This is a genomic window from Desulfuromonas acetoxidans DSM 684 (assembly GCF_000167355.1).
GTDB lineage: Bacteria > Desulfobacterota > Desulfuromonadia > Desulfuromonadales > Desulfuromonadaceae > Desulfuromonas > Desulfuromonas acetoxidans.
Map to the genome: position 1 here is coordinate 139079 of NZ_AAEW02000001.1, position 17105 is coordinate 156183.

Below are 17105 nucleotides of genomic sequence, written 5' to 3' on the forward strand. Positions count from 1 at the left end.
CAAGAACAGCTCCCGAACCTACTTGTAACGCACTCGAATCACACCGTTGAGTTCGAGAATTTCTCCGACCAGTTCCCGGCCGATCCGTTGTTGATGGCGGGTCAAGACAAAGTCGTAGCGACGTTGCTTTTCCATCAGATTGACATCTTGCTCGATATTGGACACAAACACCTGATGGTTGGTAAACACCTGCTGCAATTGATCCAACACATCCACATCAGAGCCGGTCACCACACACAGGTTAAGAAAACGGTCTTTCTTCAGCACCGGTTCCAGTTTTTTCATGGCAATCAGGGCGATCAGGGCCAGGGCCGTGGCAACTGCGCCAATGAGAAACATGCCCATACCGAAGGCCATGCCCAAGCCGGCCACATACCACAGGCAGGCGGCCGTGGTCAGTCCACGTACCGACACCCCCTCCTTAAGGATCACCCCGGCACCGAGAAATCCGATACCGGTAATAATCTGCGCGCCGATACGCCCCGGATCAAGGCGCACAACACTTTGTGCCGAAAGATCGCCAAATTTGAAAAACACCCCCTCGGACACCACCATCATCAGACACGCACCGACACACACCAGAATATGGGTGCGCAGTCCGGCCGGACGGCCATGTTTTTCGCGTTCAATACCGATCAGGGTGCCGGCAACAAATGCCAGAACCAACTTTAAAATCAACAGAAACGGGCTGTTAACCATCGGATCATCCGCCCACATGGAGGCCTCCTTGTTCGATTCGTGTTAGATCGCAGAGTAATGCCTAATGACCCGGTTTGTCGAGCATTTTAGCTCATCTGGGTTGTTTTCAATATCCCGTCCACATCACCGCCCTGTTTATCCTTGTTTCTCATCGCCAACCATGCTATTCCCACGCACTTAACCACAACCAGTGACCTGACATAATCAGCAAGGAAGCGCCATGATTCATCTCACCGACATCACCAAACAGCACGGCAATCGCGTTCTGTTCAAACATGCCAGTCTGCAGATTCCGGCGGGCAGCCGTACCGGCCTGGTCGGGCCCAACGGTGCCGGAAAATCCACCATCTTTCGCCTGATCACCGGCGAAGAGGCGTTGGACAATGGTGACATCACCTGCAACAAGAAAACCGTCATCGGTTATTTTTCCCAGGATGTCGGCGACATGACCGGACGCTCGGCCCTTGAAGAGGTGGTCGCTGCCTCCGAAGCCACCGTCGCCCTCGGTGAGCGTCTCAAAAAAATGGAGGCACGCATGTGTGAGCCGTTGGACGATGATGAGATGACCACGCTGCTCGAACAGTACGGCGAGGTCCAGCAGGAGTTTGAGCATCGCGGCGGTTACGATCTCGAATCGCGCGCCCAAGCGGTGCTCACCGGCCTCGGCATTGCACCACAGGATCACGCCCGACCCGTCGAACAGTTCAGCGGCGGGTGGAAAATGCGCATCGCCCTGGCGCGGATCCTGACTCTCAATCCCGACGTGCTGCTGCTCGACGAGCCGACCAACCACCTCGACATGGAATCGATCATCTGGCTGGAAAACTGGCTGATGGACGACTACACAGGCGCCGTAGTCATGACCAGCCACGACCGCGACTTTATGAATCGGCTGGTCAGCCGGATTATCGAGGTCGGCAACGGCACCATCACCACCTACAGTGGCAACTACGACTTTTACCTCACCGAGCGCGAGATCCGCCGCGAACAACTGCTGGCCAGTCACCGCCGCCAGCAGGAGATGCTGGCCAAGGAGGAGGAGTTCATCAGCCGCTTTGCCGCCCGCGCCTCCCACGCCGCCCAGGTGCAGTCACGGGTGAAAAAGCTGGAAAAGATCGAACGGATCGAACTGCCACCGGAGCAGAAACGGATTCACTTTGAATTTGCCGAACCACCGCGCAGCGGTGACGACGTAGTAACCTTCAACGATCTCGGCAAAATCTGGCCGCAGCCGGAAGGCGAGGACAAGCAGGTGCTCAGCAACGTCAGCGGCCTGGTGCGCCGCGGCGAGAAAATCGCCGTGGTCGGGGTTAACGGTGCCGGTAAGTCCACCTTCCTCAAGCTGCTTCACGGCGACACCGAACCGACTACCGGTGAGGTGACCATCGGTGCCAATGTTCACACCGGCTATTTCAGTCAGCACTCCATGGAACTGCTCGACCCGAACAAGACCGTGTTTGAAACCGTGCAGGACGCCCTGCCCCAGCTCACTTTCGGGGTGCTGCGTAACCTGTGCGCGGCGTTTCTGTTTCAGGGCGATGATGTGGATAAACGTGTGGATAAGTTATCCGGTGGGGAAAAGTCGCGGCTGGTGCTGGCCACATTGCTCGGTCGACCGCTCAACCTGCTGATCCTTGACGAACCAACCAACCACCTTGATATCCAGTCGCGCGAGGTGTTGCTGGAGGCCCTGCAGGGCTTTCAAGGCACCCTGCTGCTGGTCAGCCATGACCGCCACTTTCTGCGTTCACTGGTCAACCGGGTGTTTGAGATCCGCCACGGCGGCATGACCGCCTACGAAGGGGATTACGAATACTATCTGGATAAAACCGGTCACGACCACCGGGCGTTGTAGGAATTCTCTCAACCCAAAGGTTCGAAGGACGACATCTTTCGTGTTTAGGATGGAAGCAATCGCCGTTCTAAACTCTGACCAATTGCATTAACGGCTCAAAAGAATAAAGCGCTGGGCGGCGACCAGAGGCTTCTGCTTTCGTAATAATTAGTCCTTCATCTAAAAGAATACGCGTAAACCGGGCAGCAGTTCCAGAAGGGATTCCGCTGTTATTTGTAAATTTGTTATTTCTAAATACGGGATTTGTAAAAACAAAATCCAAGGCATTTACGCTCCATTTTGAAGACAACAATTCTGAAAACTTAGACTTCATCTCTTCATATAAAGTTTTTATATTTTCAGCAATCTCTAAATTTCTAATCGCTTGCTGCTCTAAAGCTTTCAAAAAAAAGACACACCAGCTCTCCCAATCTCCTGTTTCAGAGACGCTTCGCATTGTATCAATATAAGTGTCTTTATTCTCTTCGAGAAAGCCACTGATATAAAAATGAGGTGCGGAAATCAGACCACAGTTCCACATCATCAATGTAATAAGCATTCGCCCTATACGGCCATTACCGTCTTTGAATGGATGAAGGGCTTCAAACTCGACATGAGTGATCCCTGTTTTGATTAAAACAGGTTCTGTGCTGTTATGGATATATTCAAAAAGATGATCCAAACCGGATTCCAAGGATTCCGGAGAAATTGGCACAAACAGGATATTTTTTTTGAATTTATCCGCCAAATAATTTTGTTCGGTTTTAAATTGTCCTGGTGATTTTTTAGCTCCACGCCCCAAAGACAACAAGCGTTGATGGATTGATTTAATCAGAGACTTCGAAAGGCCATAACCATCTGACATAGCTTGCTGCGTTGCCTTCAATGCACGTTGATACAAAATTGTTTCAATAACCTCAGATCGCACATCACCGACCTCACCTGATTCACCACTATAGTCCGCTTCATATTGCAAAATTTCATCCATTGTGCTCACCGTTCCCTCCATCCGCGAGGAAATGACGGCCTCTTGATTTCGCAAAGGTGCGAGCAATATTTCACTATTGTGCATATTTTTCAGCATCTGGTCATAGCGTGCTAAAGCATCGGTTGCCTCTACGAGAGGTTGCACCAGGCGTCCATAATCAAGATTCTCAGGAGGAAACTTTCCGTAATGATAGCCAACCGCATTTTCTAAACTGTGCTCCATAATGTTTTACCCACTCACTTTGACTATTGAAAATTCAAATAAATTATCTCCAAAAAGCTTTGTCATTATTTTTTTTGCTTTTTTGAGATGCAAAACAGTTTAGCATAAAAACTTAAAGCTCAAACCTGTTTGTCTCTCAATTTCTTCTTTTTTTGAACCTCAAAAGAATTTGACATAAAAACTTAAAGCTCAAATCCGTTTGTCTCTCAATTTCTTCTTTTTTTGAAACTCAAAAGAATTTGACATAAAAACTTAAAGCTCAAATCCGTTTGTCTCTCAATTTCTTCTTTTTTTGAAACTTAAGAGATTGTCGTAAAAACTCAACACCGAAGGACTTTCTTTCCTATTTTCCTTTAAAGATGAACTACTGACAAAGAATCCAGAGAAGGCAAAAGCAGCGGCAGGCTTGAAGGAATCCCGCTACTGGTCAACCAGGGCGGCATGACCGCCTACGAAGGGGATTACGAATACTACTTGGATAAGACTGGGCACGATCACCGGGCGTTATAGGTTATTGTGCCTGCGATAACAGAACCTTAGGCTGATTGTATACTGTCGTAAAATATGCTTAGATGGTCGCTTACTGTTTTTTAATCGGGAGGGGATCATTCATGCGTTTACGACGGCACCACACTTCGGCTCTTTTTATTGCTCTGACACTGTTGTTAGCCTTCCTTCTAACCGGTTGTAGCGACGACCATCACCACAGCCCGTACGATCAGGACTACGTCAATGCGCAACGGATTCTCGGCCTGGGTGGCGTTTTCCTATCTTTGCAATCCGGTGCAGACCAGGAAGGACTGATTGAAACGGCAACACGTCTTTCCGGAGCTCTGGAAAAACAACCCGACACCTGTGAAGAACAAACGGCCTGGATCACGGCCTGCGGTGATTTATTAGAGGCCTATATTGACGCCGGAGCCAATCCTGATGATGCCTTTGTTTTGGAACTGATTCAGCTCAGAGATGAACTGATCGGGCAATTAGGAGGCTCAGCCCAATCCTTGTGCGACAAAGTACAAATGGCGCGCATGGCTGCCGTGAGCCGAGTTTATCAAGGCATTGCCTATGATCCGGACCGTAAAGACGAATTAATTACCTTTGCATTACAACTGTTTGGTCCTCCCGGTGACCCGGCCTCTTGGAGTATCGAGGTGGAGGCCGCGCGCCTGGCATCAATGGAAGCGGTTTTCTCAGCACAGGCCCGCAATCCTGAAGCATCGGATTCGATCCTTGAAGCGGTGTCAGCCCTGGCTGGCGACGTCAGCTATGACCAGCCGATCGAAGAGCCAACGCTCCTTGCTGCTCGCATGGCCTCTTTGAGCGGCGTGTATTACGGCATCGGCCGCATTCCCGATCTCAAGGAGGATCTTGTCGCAACCGCCTTGGCCCTGACCGGTCCCACGCCGGAGACGGCCGCTTTCCCGGCCAGCGTACAAGCGGCACGCCTGACCTCTTTCTCTACGATCTATGAGGGACAAGCGCGCAACCCATCGGCGCTGCCGATCATTCTCGAAGCCGCATCGGAACTCTCCGGTGACGTCACCTATCCGCAAGCCATCACCGACCAGACTGTTCTCGCTGCACGCATGGCCTCGTTTGACGCACTCTACGCCGGTGTCGCCCGTAATCCCGAGTTAAAAAACGAACTGGTTGCCACAGCATTAGCCTTGACCGGCCCCACTCCATCGACCAGTACCTTCGGTTCCGCTGTACTGGCCGCACGCCTCGCCTCTTTTGATCAGGTCTATGAAGGTCTGGCGCGCAACCCTGGAACCATGTCGCTCATACTGGAAGCAGTCACCTCTCTGGCCGGTACTATCACCTACGACCAAGCTATCACCGATCAAACGGTACTTGCAGCACGCATGGCCTCCTTCTCAGAACTTTTCTCCGGGATTGCCCGCAATCCGGAGATTTACAACCAACTGTTGAGCACCGCACTGCAACTGACCGGCCCGACCGGCGATCCGGCATCATTCAACAACAGCGTACAGGCCGCACGCATGACCGCTCTCGACGGACTGTACGAAGGGCTGTTGAGAAACCAGGTAGTCGTCAATCTGCTGATTGAAGCCAGTGACGAGCTGATGGGCCCCGTCGGACAACCACTGTGCGAAGACCTGCCATATCAGGTTCAAGGGGCACGTATGGGCACACTGCACAGCCTGTATGAAAACCTTTACCACCTGCCGGAAGAGGATAAGGAGACGGTGCTGGGCGTTGTTGAAGATCTGGCCGGAGCCCTGGAGAGTTCAGAGGACTAAACTGCCTCTCGTTCCATCAAGTCTAAACACAAAGAGGACGTCACCATAAGGAGATGTCCTCTTTTACTTTATACATCCCGCCAGGGCATCGACTCGTTACGACTCATGACAGTCCATACTTGCTTCACAACAACGATTTCGACCATCCGACTTGGCCTGATAAAGCGCTTTGTCCGCTGCGGCCATCACTTTGCCGACATGAATCGGCAAGGGTGGCACCGTCGCAACTCCGATACTGACCGTGACAGAAACGAGCGTATCATCGTCAATCCGGATCTCGGTCGTTCTTACCTTTTCCAATAACCGCTCAATAAGTTCAGCGGTATGATCAGGGCCCGTTTCGGGTAAAATAACCGCGAATTCCTCTCCGCCAATCCGGCCGAGAATATCCGTGGCGCGCAGGCAGCTCGACATGATTTTGCCAAGCTCAACCAGAACGACATCCCCTCCCAGGTGCCCATAGGTATCATTGACCTTTTTGAAATGGTCGATATCGATAATCAGGAATGAAAACGGCCGTTGGTAGCGTTCGGCGATTTGAAACAGGCTCTTCGCCTCTTCCATAAATGCCCTGCGACTTTGCAGCCCCGTCACCACATCCGTACTGGCCAACTCTTTGAGCTTTTGATTGGCTTCTTCCGCCGCTTTCTTGGCTTGAGCGAGTTTAATTTCCACCTTTTTAATGTCATCAATATCCGTTGCCGTGCCAAACCATTTTATAATTTTCCCCGTTTCATCCCGAATCGGGAAAGCACGGCTCAAGTACCAGGTAAAGCGACCATTTGAACGTTTAATCCGATGCTTAATTTCGTATGCGGTTCCAGTCTGATACGCCTTTTTCCAGGCTTCGATCGTTTCGTGCTGATCATCCGGATGAACAACAGGAGCCCACGACCAACTACCATCTTCACTTTGTGTAAACCCTTCAAACTCCTTTCGGCGCTCATTGTAATAATCAACATTCCCCGACGGGTCAGCCGTCCAGACCAGTTGCGGCATGAAATCAGCGATCTGATGAAAACGCATCTCGCTTTGCTTTAATTGTTCTATGGCCAGTTTGCTTTGAGTCACGTCCTGTCCATAAAAGTTGACGTACCCCTGCTCAACAATCGGCACTAGCGTTAACGAGTAAAAACGCCTTGAAAAACTCATCTCCAGAGATAAACGGATATTCTCCTGCAGTGACTCTTTGACTTTCTGGAAAATGAACTCAGGAACCTGCTCTCCAATAGCACAATGCCATGGATTTAATATCTTAAACGCAGCCCTGTTGGCATAAAGCAATTTTCCTTGCTTGCTCACACGCATGACCGGAAAAGGATTTTCCTCTGGAAACAGGGCAATTTCTCTACATTTTCCGTCGTTATAATCGGCCATGCTTTTACTCACCCCATGTTTTCTCACCTATAGAACTGGATGGGATCGCGCGACTCGCCCTGTAAAAGGTACAATTTCAGCCGCATCAGGTTTCCTTCTCAGAGAAAACACCCCCCACTCAGAAAAAGCAGTTCACCGCCCAAAAACAAAAAGTGCCCTCCTTTACGCGAAGAAGAGCACCTCTGTAGTCCTTCATTGACAAAGGACGGGAACCAGCCTCTTCGGGAACCCGGCGATCCTGTCAAACAGGACCCGTGGCTTTGCGTCACCGGATTACTCCGGTTTTGCCTTTATCGGAGAGATATATCTACGTATGTTATGTTCAGTCTAGAAACTATAAGAATCTGCTAACCATGCTAGCACAACATCTTACGAAGGCAAATTTTATCTCGGTTTGCCGACAGGAGGCACATGATAAAATTCGTCGCTACGACAAAGACTTGCTTTAATTGCACCATGCCGAGCATCCCTCGACGAACCATGCTCGAACATTTAACAGCCTCTGAAAGCGAAAGGCGCAGAAGGGGAGATTCGCAAACTACGCCAAACACTTCCTGTATTTGCCTGCGTCGGCTCCCCTTCGCTCGCTGACGCGGCCATCCCTGGCCGCTTTTCTGACATTCAGTCAGCGCTCGCTACGCTTCGAATCTCCTTACAGCATAATAAAAACAAAGGGACGTCGCCCGTTGGGCAACATCCCTTTGTTTATTAATGGCGGAGAGGGGGAGATTCGAACTCCCGGTCCCTTTCGGGACAATTGATTTCGAGTCAATCACCTTCGGCCGCTCGGACACCTCTCCGTAATCATGATTTACTCGTCCTTTGCGGAGCGCATTCTAGCAGCCTTTTTCTTTTGACGCAATTGACGAAAGAAATTGGAGAGAATTTCGCTGCACTCTTCGGCAAGAACCCCTTCGGACACCTCGACACGATGGTTAAAGCGCTCATCGTCAGCCAGATCAAACACCGAGCCAACGGCACCGACACGGGGATCACGCGCACCAAACACCAGGCGGGGAATCCGCGACAGAATGATGCCGCCCATGCACATGATACAGGGCTCGAGAGTGACATAGAGTGTTGCCTCTTCGAGTCGCCAGGAATCAATGCGTTTGGCAGCTTCACGCAGGGCAATCAACTCGGCATGGGCGGTGGGATCTTGCCAGGTTTCGCGGCGGTTACCGGCAGCCGCGATCACCTTACCGTTGAGCACGACAACAGCACCGACCGGGACTTCGCCAAGCTGCTCGGCCTGACGGGCCAAGTCAAGCGCACGACGCATGTAGTGCTCATCCTGGGATTGATTCACGCTAAAAACTCCTTCACCACTCTGTATACAGCTGTACAGGCCGGGTTTTGATTGACATCTTGTCAAATAACGTTAACATTTCCCTGCCTTTAACATTAAATGATGGATTGTTACCATGACGTCTTTACCTGCGTTAGCGCAAGACAAATTTCGTTTTTTTCGCAACATGCCCAAAGAGGAGATCTCCAGCCTGCTGGAGTTCTGTACTCATCAGCGCGCTGAATCGGGTGAGACACTGTGGAAAGAGGGGGATGAAGATAATCAGGTCGCATTTATTCTGAAGGGACGCCTCGGCATCAAGAAAATGACCGAGTTTTCCGACCGCTATATTATCGTCGGCACGTATGGTCCCGGCTCTGTCGTCGGAGAACTGTGTCTGCTGACAGATAATGTGCGCTCCGTCAGTGCCGAAGCGATCACGGATGTGGAGCTTCTGTTTCTGTCCAACGACAGATTTGAAGCACTGATTCAGACCAATCCCACATTGGGTCTGAAATTGCTAAAAGGGTTATTTAAGATGACCAGTAAACGCTTGAGCAAATCCTACGAACGCATTGCCTCAATTTTTTGACCCACTCCGCGCACGGGACCTCCTGAATGATCAGCAAACGCCGCCTTATTGTCACACTCACCCTGCTTTTGGCTAGTGGCTTTCTCCTCACCAGCCTGGCAAGCTATTATGCTTCGCTGAATTCCCTGCGTGTCCGAATTGACGACAATGAGTTGCCGTTGACCAGTGACACCATCTATTCAGAAATCCAGCGTGATCTGCTGCAGCCCCTGTTTATCTCATCACTCATGGCCAGTGATACGTTTTTGCGTGAATGGGTGACGGAGGGGGAGCAGCACGCCGACAAAGTGGTGCGCTACCTCAATGAGATCAAGCAGCGCTACGGCACTGTTACCAGCTTTTTTGTCTCCGATCATACCTATCATTACTACTATGCCGACGGGATTTTGAAAACCGTATCAGCGGATGAACCACGCGATGTGTGGTATTTCCGTGTCCGCGACATGCAGCAAGATTACGAAATCAATGTCGACCCGGACATGGCCAACCATGACAGCATGACCATTTTTATCAATTACCGGGTAAAGGATTATCAGGATCAGTTCATCGGCGCCACCGGTGTCGGGCTGACTGTTTCTGCGGTCAAAAACCTGATTGAAAATTATCAACAAAATTATCAGCGCACGATCTTCTTTGTCGATCCGCAGGGAGTGCTGACTCTGGCCGGCAAGGAGTTCCCGACATCGATCACCTCTTTGGCGGATATTGAAGGGCTGTCCGCCCATCGCGATCAGCTGCTCAATGAACAGCAAAACACCCTTGTGTATCAACGCAATGGCGAAACCTTTCACCTCAACACCCGCTACATTAGCGAATTCGGCTGGTACTTGATGGTGGAACAATCGGAAGAACCGATGCTGCGCCAGATTCGCCTGACTCTGCTGATAAATGTGGCGATCTGCTTTACAGTGACCTTTATTGTCATCATCCTGACCCAGATGACCATCAACCGTTACCAGAAGCGTTTGGAAGAGATGGCTCTGACCGATAAGCTGACGCGCATCGCCAATCGCCAAGCCATTGATCTTCACCTGCAACAACTGTTCAAAGAGCAACAACGTCACCAGGTCCCGTTCAGCGTCATTCTGTTCGATCTCGATAATTTTAAACAGATCAACGACACCCATGGCCACATAGCCGGTGACGCGGTGCTGCAGAACATCGCCAATATCGTGACCACGGAACTTCGCGACTGTGATGTTGTCGGCCGCTGGGGCGGTGAAGAGTTTCTCGTACTACTCAAGCATTGCCAGCTTGACGACGCCCTGAAACGTGCAGAGTCGATCCGACTGGCTATTCAGTCCTACGCCATCGGCTTTGAGGAGCAAACCTTGTACACGACTGCCAGCTTCGGCGTGGTGGAATACCGTGATCAGGACGACCACAACACGCTGCTGAAACGGGCCGATCAAGCCCTGTATATCGCCAAGCAGAACGGCAAAAACCGCTGTGAAGTGATTGCCCAGCTTTAACCAAGTGTCGCCACGACAGCTTTGTCAATCGCCTCAATCCAACTCTGCAATAATCTGCCCTGATAACGCCCCGGGCTGATCAGCACACTGAGCTGACGCGTTAAATCCAAAGGCGTCTTCACAGCAACCAACCACCCCTGTTCCAGTTCAGTTTGTACCGCCAGACGCGACAAGCAACTGACACCCAGACCGGCCTGCACCGCTTTTTTTATCGCCTCGGTGTGCCCCAGTTCGACCACCGAGTCCAACTTTTGCACATCCCGACCAAGGGCCGCTTCAAAAACTTCCCGTGTTCCGGAACCAATCTCGCGCATCATCCATTGACCGTCAAGCAGGGTTGATCGATCCACGCTGACAGCGGAGCACCACGGATGCTGCGGACCAACAATCACCACCAACTCATCATCACGCCAGAATCGGCACTCAAGGCGTTCAAGGTGACACGGCCCTTCAATGAGTCCGACATCGAGCTGACCCTCATCAACCGCCTGTTCTATCTGCTCGGTATTGCCCACCTGCAACTGAATGGTGGCTTGAGGATAGCGGCGGGTGAAATCCGCCACTAGCAATGGGAGCAGATAGTTACCGATGGTGGTACTGGCACCGACATGCAGGTGACCACTCGGTTGATCATGCGCGTCTTCAAGCATTCGCCGAAAATTGTCCATATCCTGCACCAGCCCCACAGCCATGGGCAACAAGCGGCGGCCCTGTTCATTGAGCAACAGTCGACGCCCCTGACGATGAAACAGGGGGCCGCCATGGAGGTTTTCCAGGCTCGACAACGCCATGCTGACAGCCGATTGCGTCAACCCCAGAGATTCAGCAACACGGGTGATCTGCCCCTGCTGTGCCACTTGAACAAACACATCGAGCTTCCGCAAACTGATCACTATTCACCTCAATTTTTTTGATGATTAATTCAATTTTTATCTATTTTTATTTATACAATAGATTTGCTAGTGTTTTGTCAACACGAAGCTGATTCAACAGCAAAACACCGTGTCAAGGAGAGCATCATGAATCCACTTGCCAAACCTGTCTACCTTCTCGCCATCGGCATCTGCCTACTGCCGATGGTCAGCGCCCCGGTTGCTTTGGCCATCGGCATCATTTACGGGCTAACCTGGCAGCACCCCTGGCCGCAGATCAATGCTGAAGCAAGCCGAAAATTGCTTCAAACCGCCGTGGTCGGCTTGGGATTCGGCGTTCCATTGATTGAGGTCTGGCAGGTGGGAAAAGGCTCTTTTTTTTCAACGCTGGCCGGGATTCTCATCACTCTGGCCATCGGCAGTTTGTTGGGCCGCTGGCTCAAAGTTCCGCACGGCACCAGCCTGCTGGTCTCTTGCGGTACTGCCATCTGCGGCGGAAGCGCCATTGCCGCCATGTCACCGGTGATCAAAGCTGAAAACGACGAATCAGCTGTGGCCCTGGCCACCGTCTTTACTCTGAATGCCGTTGCGCTGCTGGTATTTCCACTTGTCGGCCACCTGTTTCACCTGGAACAACATCAGTTCGGCACCTGGGCAGGCATGGCCATTCACGACACCAGCAGTGTCGTCGGTGCTGCAGCCAGCTACGGCATTGAGGCACTGGAAACAGCCACCACCGTCAAGCTGACCCGCGCGCTGTGGATTGCGCCTCTGGCTCTCATTGCCGGAATGCTCACCAACTCGGGACAACGCGCGAAAATCCCTCTATTTATCGTGTTATTTATCGCAGCAGCGGCGGTTCATTCAGCCCTGCCCAGGTGGGAACCGGCCTGGCATAGCGTAGCCACAGTGGCCCGCCACGCCTTGGTATTGAGCCTGTTCTTTGTCGGTGCCGGACTCAACCGTAACTTATTGAAAAAGGTGGGAGCCCGCACACTGACTCAAGGCGTGACCCTGTGGCTGATCATCAGCACCCTAACACTGGCCGCCGTTCATTATCGACTCATTTGATCAACACGTAACATAAACAGCACCAACGAAAAAAGGCCCGCACAGTGTGCAGGCCTTTTTCGTTGTTCAGCAGGGATAATCTTAATATTTCCCGAATTCATCGTCGTCCAGAGCAATGAAATCGCTGCTCTCAGCACCGGAACTCCCCCAACCACTGGCCGCGGAATTGTTTGCTGCCGGTTGCGGTGCCGCAGTTGGCTGGGCCTCAACCGGAGAAGCCAACGCGGGTTGTGGTGCTGATGCGGGTTTCACGCTTACCGGAGCCTTTTGTCTCGACGAATAGAGGGTAAACCCAGCCAGCATCTCCTGCAGTTGAGCCGCCTGTGCAGCCAATTCCTCCGAGGTCGCGGCACACTGCACTGCGTTGGCTGTATTTTGCTGGGTCACTTCATCAATCTGTGTCAGACCAATACTGACTTGAGAAATACCTTGGGTCTGCTCATCCGAAGCGGCGGCAATTTCACCGACCAAGTCGGAAACCTTGGTAATGCCACTGACAATACCATCAAGAGCTTCGGCTGTACTTTCGGCGATCTGAGTACCATTGCCGGCTTTCTGAACGGCTCCTTCAATCAATTCCGCCGTTTCACTGGCCGCTTTGGCGCTGCGTGCTGCCAGGTTACGGACCTCCTCGGCAACAACGGCAAAACCTTTGCCGTGTTGACCGGCGCGCGCCGCTTCAACAGCGGCATTCAATGCCAGCAGATTGGTCTGGAAAGCAATCTCGTCAATAACCTTGATGATGCGGGAAATATTCTGGGCCGATTCATTAATCTCGCCCATAGCTCCCACCATCTCCTGCATCTGCTCATTGCCTTTGGACGCCGCGGTGCTGGCCTGGGCCGCCAGTTGGTTGGCCTGCACGGCATTCTCAGCATTCTGCTTGGTGCGCGACGCCATTTCGCTCATGGATGCGGAGATCTCTTCAAGAGAGCTGGCCTGCTCGGTGGCCGCCTGCGACAATGTCTGGCTGGTGTCGGAAATCTGATCGGCACCGGAGGAGATCTGGTTACCGGCCAATTGTACCTGTCCCATACTGTCATTCAATGCGTCGTTGGCCTGCGCCAACGGCTGCTTAATCAAGCCGTGGGCGGCAAAGGTGAAATCACCGTGAGCCAGCTTGTTAAAAGCGGTGAGAATCTCATGTTGCAGACTGTCGGCAAACGCATCCATAGCCCGGCCCATACGACCCATCTCGTCGTTATTTTCAAAGCGCAGACGCTGATCGAGTTTCCCTTCGCCCATCGCCTCGACCATGGCCACACTTTTGCCCAACGGTCGGATCAAATTACCCATGACAAACAGAGTCAACAGCGCTGCATAAATGATCAAACCACCGATAACAGCACCGCCACCTTTCCACAGTGAGGCAGCCAACTGCGCATCCGCTTCATCCAGAGACTGAATCACTTCAAAGGCACCATGAATTTCACCGACTTGCCAATCTTCCATGCGGGCTCCGGTCGGGTCCAACCCTTGATCATTGCCCCACACGGCAACAGAGGTTGACGGGTCACCATGACAGGTCAGGCAGATTTCGCTCAACCGAACCGGTCGAAAATAACGTACGGCATTACGCACTTCATCAATCTCATAATATTCCGTGAGATTCTCAGCCTTTATTTTTTTCAGCGCCCGAGCTTCCAGAGCGTCCGGTTCATTGGCCGGATTGCGCGGACTGAACTTGGGCACCTTGAATTCGTAGCCCCCTTCACGGGCCTTACGCATGGCCGCATTCCACGACGACACCACAGGCACAGAAGCAAGCAATTTATCCGCATGACCAGCGTCGGCAAATTCGCGCAACATAGCCGGTGTAAAGACACTTTTTTGATAAAGGTCTTCCATCCCCTCGCGGGTGGATTCAACCGTCACGGTAATAGTACGGGCCTTGTCAACATAGGTCGTAACAGCCGTGTTTTTTTCCTGAACTACATAAGCGGCAAACAGGCCACACAACAACAGTGTGGGCAGTAAAATACTAACGCCAATGACCTTGACTTTGATGGACAAGTTTTTCATGGAAGGGTCTCCGAACCTAAAAGAGGTAATCAAAGCAGCGCACCCGTACGGGCACACACAATAAAAGTGTCCTTGTCATATCAAAAAAGCACGACAGAGTAGTGGAAAAATTTTCCGTTTTCTAATGTAGCACCACTATTTCATGGACTCAAGTGCACAGTCATTACATTTTGTTAAAACTAATCCAGCCGTCGCACCACCACATCAGTGGCTCTTTTTTTCGGTCCCGAGCTGTCCCGTTCGGCATAACCGATAGGCACAACCGCCATAAATTCACCCTGTCCTTCACCGAGAAACGCCATCACTTCATCCTTGATCAAAAACAGAACACCTAACCAGACACTACCAAAGCCCAAAGCGGTGGCCGCCAACAACATATTCTCCACTGCGGCGGCAGAACTTTGAATCTCCATGGTGCGAAAAAAGTCCTGGCTGACATAAGCATCTTCCAATTGAAAGAGTTTGGTACCATGCTCGATCAGCTCACCAGTATTGGCCACGGCCACCACGACCGGAGCGGTTGCGATGCTGCGTGCGGCCATGCGCAGCAGAGCTGAGGATGCTTTGGGAAAATCTGTTGCGCGTTGTTTGACCAGTTCCGCCAGTTGACGTTTCTTCTCTCCCGTCACCACCACAAAACGCCAGGACTGCTGATTATGCGCTGAAGGCGCTTGGTTGGCAGCGTGCAGAACAGCTTGCAACATCTCTTCGCTCACCGGCTGATCGGTAAATTTGCGGATACTGTGACGCCGGACTATCGTTTCGAGTGTGGCATTTATTTCAGACATTATTATGACAACTCCCTATTCATCATGCGACTGGCGATGCCACCAGAAACGGCGGGCATCACGCGCCGATTTGAGGGTATCCACCCCCCGATATCGAAAAACACCGCCTTTGGGTGCGGCAATCTGTTGTGACAGATAGATACTGGAGTGGCCGCTGAACAGGTAGGACAAAAAACAGGCGATGGCAAAATACTCCAGATACTGAGCGCCAAACAACTCCACCCCCATCAGGGTACAGGCCAGTGGCGTGTTAGTGGCACCGGCGAACACGGCAATGAAACCAATGCCGGCCAGCAGGTCCACCGGCACACCGAGCACACCGGCTAACGCCGCGCCCAGGGTTGCGCCGACAAAAAACAACGGCGTCACTTCGCCGCCCTTGAAACCACTGCTCAAGGTAATGGCGGTCAGCAGCAGCTTCCACCACCAGCTCCACGGCGTGACACCGACCCCGGAAAAGGCATTGACAATGGAGATGCCGTCGCCACTTGCCGAACCGACACCAAGACCCAGATAATCGCGGGTACCGAGCAGAAAACTGATGCCAAGGACAACAACCGCACCAATCACCGGACGCAACCAGTAGCGGGTCACATATTTTTTAAACAGCCCGGACAACGCATGGGTGATCTCGGCAAACAGGAATCCGGCCAGGCCGAACAGAATCGACGCAAGCATCACCTTGGCCGCCAACACCAGCGATACATGGGCGACGGCGGCATCAATATGCAGCTCTGGAGCCACGATCTGATATTGGGTATGACCAATACCCCAGGCGGTACACACCAGATCACCGAGCACACTGGCCATCAGGCACGGGATCAGAGCCTCATAGCGCATCTTGCCTACAGCGAGCACTTCAAGAGCAAAAATCGCTCCGGCCAAAGGCGTGCCGAAGACCGCACCAAAACCAGCGGCCACCCCGCAGGTGAGAAGAATACGCGTATCCTCCTCGCTGAGGCGAAAGGGCCGACTGAACACCTGGGCAATGCTGCCGCCCATCTGCACGGCAGTTCCCTCGCGACCGGCCGAACCACCAAACAGGTGGGTGATCACCGTGGCAAACAACACCAGCGGCATCATCCGTTTGGGAATACCGGCGCCGGGTTGGTGGATCTGCTCCATAACCAGATTGTTACCGCCCCCGGCAGTACTGCCCATGGAGTGATAGCACCAGACAATAAAGATACCGGCCAGCGGCAACCCAAACACCAGCTCAGGGTGCGCCCAACGGGTCTGAGTGGCCTCAGCCAGCAACCAGAGGAAAAAAGCCACGCTGGAACCAATCAGGACGGCAACCGGTGCGATCATCAGCAACCAGCGCACCACAAACCAGCCGAGACTCAAATGTTCACGCACATCCCAGCGTATCGGCATGATAGTTTCTCCTTGTCCTTAAACACCATTGTGATCCCACAATGATCACGGGAAAATGGATCAAACAGACCCTTTTACAAAAAAGCTATCCACAAAAAACTCCTGTACGAAAACCTTGCGAACAAAGTCCTCATACAGGAGTCATCAGCCTGAAAAATCGACAGGCGGTTACCGGGAGAACTCCATTCCCGTTAACATGTCGTCGAATACTCTAGCCCTCCCGACACTTTTTTTCA

At 52.1% G+C, this 17105-nt stretch carries 13 protein-coding genes, 1 tRNA gene and 2 riboswitches; of the genes, 5 read left to right on the forward strand and 9 right to left on the reverse strand.

All coding sequences use genetic code 11. The features are described 5' to 3' along the window. Window positions 1-18 precede the first annotated feature (18 nt). A complete protein-coding gene (locus tag DACE_RS00600; RefSeq protein ID WP_005997484.1) occupies window positions 19-717 on the reverse strand; it encodes an MgtC/SapB family protein in 699 nt (232 codons plus the stop codon). Window positions 718-919: 202 nt separating this feature from the next. Between DACE_RS00600 and DACE_RS00605 the strand changes: the two genes are divergently transcribed. Then, complete coding sequence (locus DACE_RS00605) at window positions 920-2554, forward strand: ABC-F family ATP-binding cassette domain-containing protein (RefSeq protein WP_005997485.1); 1635 nt, start codon at window positions 920-922, stop codon at window positions 2552-2554. A gap of 67 nt (window positions 2555-2621) precedes the next feature. Here DACE_RS00605 and DACE_RS00610 read toward each other — a convergent pair whose 3' ends face one another. Further along, a complete protein-coding gene (locus tag DACE_RS00610) occupies window positions 2622-3743 on the reverse strand; it encodes a Fic family protein (RefSeq protein ID WP_005997486.1) in 1122 nt (373 codons plus the stop codon). Between the two features lie 611 nt (window positions 3744-4354). Here DACE_RS00610 and DACE_RS00615 point away from each other — a divergent pair. Next, complete coding sequence (locus DACE_RS00615) at window positions 4355-6010, forward strand: hypothetical protein (protein WP_005997487.1); 1656 nt, start codon at window positions 4355-4357, stop codon at window positions 6008-6010. Window positions 6011-6106: 96 nt separating this feature from the next. Here the strand turns inward: DACE_RS00615 and DACE_RS00620 are convergent, their stop codons facing one another. The 3 genes from DACE_RS00620 to tadA form a co-directional block, all read right to left on the reverse strand. Next, window positions 6107-7387: a sensor domain-containing diguanylate cyclase gene (locus tag DACE_RS00620; RefSeq protein ID WP_040365805.1), complete on the reverse strand. Its 1281-nt coding sequence runs from the start codon at window positions 7385-7387 to the stop codon at window positions 6107-6109. Between the two features lie 220 nt (window positions 7388-7607). Beyond that, window positions 7608-7686, reverse strand: a riboswitch (cyclic di-GMP riboswitch). Between the two features lie 413 nt (window positions 7687-8099). Continuing rightward, a tRNA-Ser gene (locus DACE_RS00625) sits at window positions 8100-8187 on the reverse strand. A gap of 11 nt (window positions 8188-8198) precedes the next feature. Next, the gene (gene tadA / locus DACE_RS00630) at window positions 8199-8696 is read right to left on the reverse strand and encodes a tRNA adenosine(34) deaminase TadA (RefSeq protein WP_005997489.1); all 498 of its coding nucleotides are present in this window, start codon (window positions 8694-8696) and stop codon (window positions 8199-8201) included. Between the two features lie 115 nt (window positions 8697-8811). Between tadA and DACE_RS00635 the strand changes: the two genes are divergently transcribed. Both DACE_RS00635 and DACE_RS00640 read left to right on the forward strand, forming a co-directional pair. Further along, window positions 8812-9267 (forward strand): cyclic nucleotide-binding domain-containing protein, encoded by a 456-nt coding sequence (locus tag DACE_RS00635; protein ID WP_005997491.1) that lies wholly within the window; start codon window positions 8812-8814, stop codon window positions 9265-9267. A gap of 26 nt (window positions 9268-9293) precedes the next feature. Continuing rightward, window positions 9294-10739 (forward strand): sensor domain-containing diguanylate cyclase, encoded by a 1446-nt coding sequence (locus DACE_RS00640; protein ID WP_005997493.1) that lies wholly within the window; start codon window positions 9294-9296, stop codon window positions 10737-10739. Here the strand turns inward: DACE_RS00640 and DACE_RS00645 are convergent. Beyond that, window positions 10736-11632 (reverse strand): LysR family transcriptional regulator, encoded by an 897-nt coding sequence (locus DACE_RS00645; protein ID WP_238326377.1) that lies wholly within the window; start codon window positions 11630-11632, stop codon window positions 10736-10738. The two genes, DACE_RS00640 and DACE_RS00645, sit on opposite strands and share 4 nt — an antisense overlap. Window positions 11633-11758: 126 nt before the next feature. On the opposite strand from DACE_RS00645, the gene DACE_RS00650 reads away from it, so the two are divergent. Continuing rightward, window positions 11759-12682, forward strand: coding sequence for a YeiH family protein (locus tag DACE_RS00650; protein ID WP_005997497.1), 924 nt, complete (start codon window positions 11759-11761; stop codon window positions 12680-12682). An 81-nt stretch (window positions 12683-12763) separates the two neighbouring features. On the opposite strand, the gene DACE_RS00655 is transcribed toward DACE_RS00650, so the two are convergent. The 3 genes from DACE_RS00655 to DACE_RS00665 all read right to left on the reverse strand — a co-directional run bounded on the left by DACE_RS00655 (window position 12764) and on the right by DACE_RS00665 (window position 16869). Then, window positions 12764-14704 carry a methyl-accepting chemotaxis protein gene (locus DACE_RS00655; RefSeq protein ID WP_005997498.1) on the reverse strand — a complete coding sequence of 647 codons (1941 nt, stop codon included), beginning with the start codon at window positions 14702-14704 and terminating at the stop codon, window positions 12764-12766. Window positions 14705-14883: 179 nt separating this feature from the next. Next, window positions 14884-15492 (reverse strand): nitroreductase family protein, encoded by a 609-nt coding sequence (locus DACE_RS00660; RefSeq protein ID WP_005997500.1) that lies wholly within the window; start codon window positions 15490-15492, stop codon window positions 14884-14886. Window positions 15493-15507: 15 nt separating this feature from the next. Further along, window positions 15508-16869 carry a voltage-gated chloride channel family protein gene (locus DACE_RS00665; RefSeq protein ID WP_005997502.1) on the reverse strand — a complete coding sequence of 454 codons (1362 nt, stop codon included), beginning with the start codon at window positions 16867-16869 and terminating at the stop codon, window positions 15508-15510. Window positions 16870-16997: 128 nt separating this feature from the next. Continuing rightward, window positions 16998-17068: riboswitch (Fluoride riboswitch) on the reverse strand. Window positions 17069-17105 lie beyond the last annotated feature (37 nt).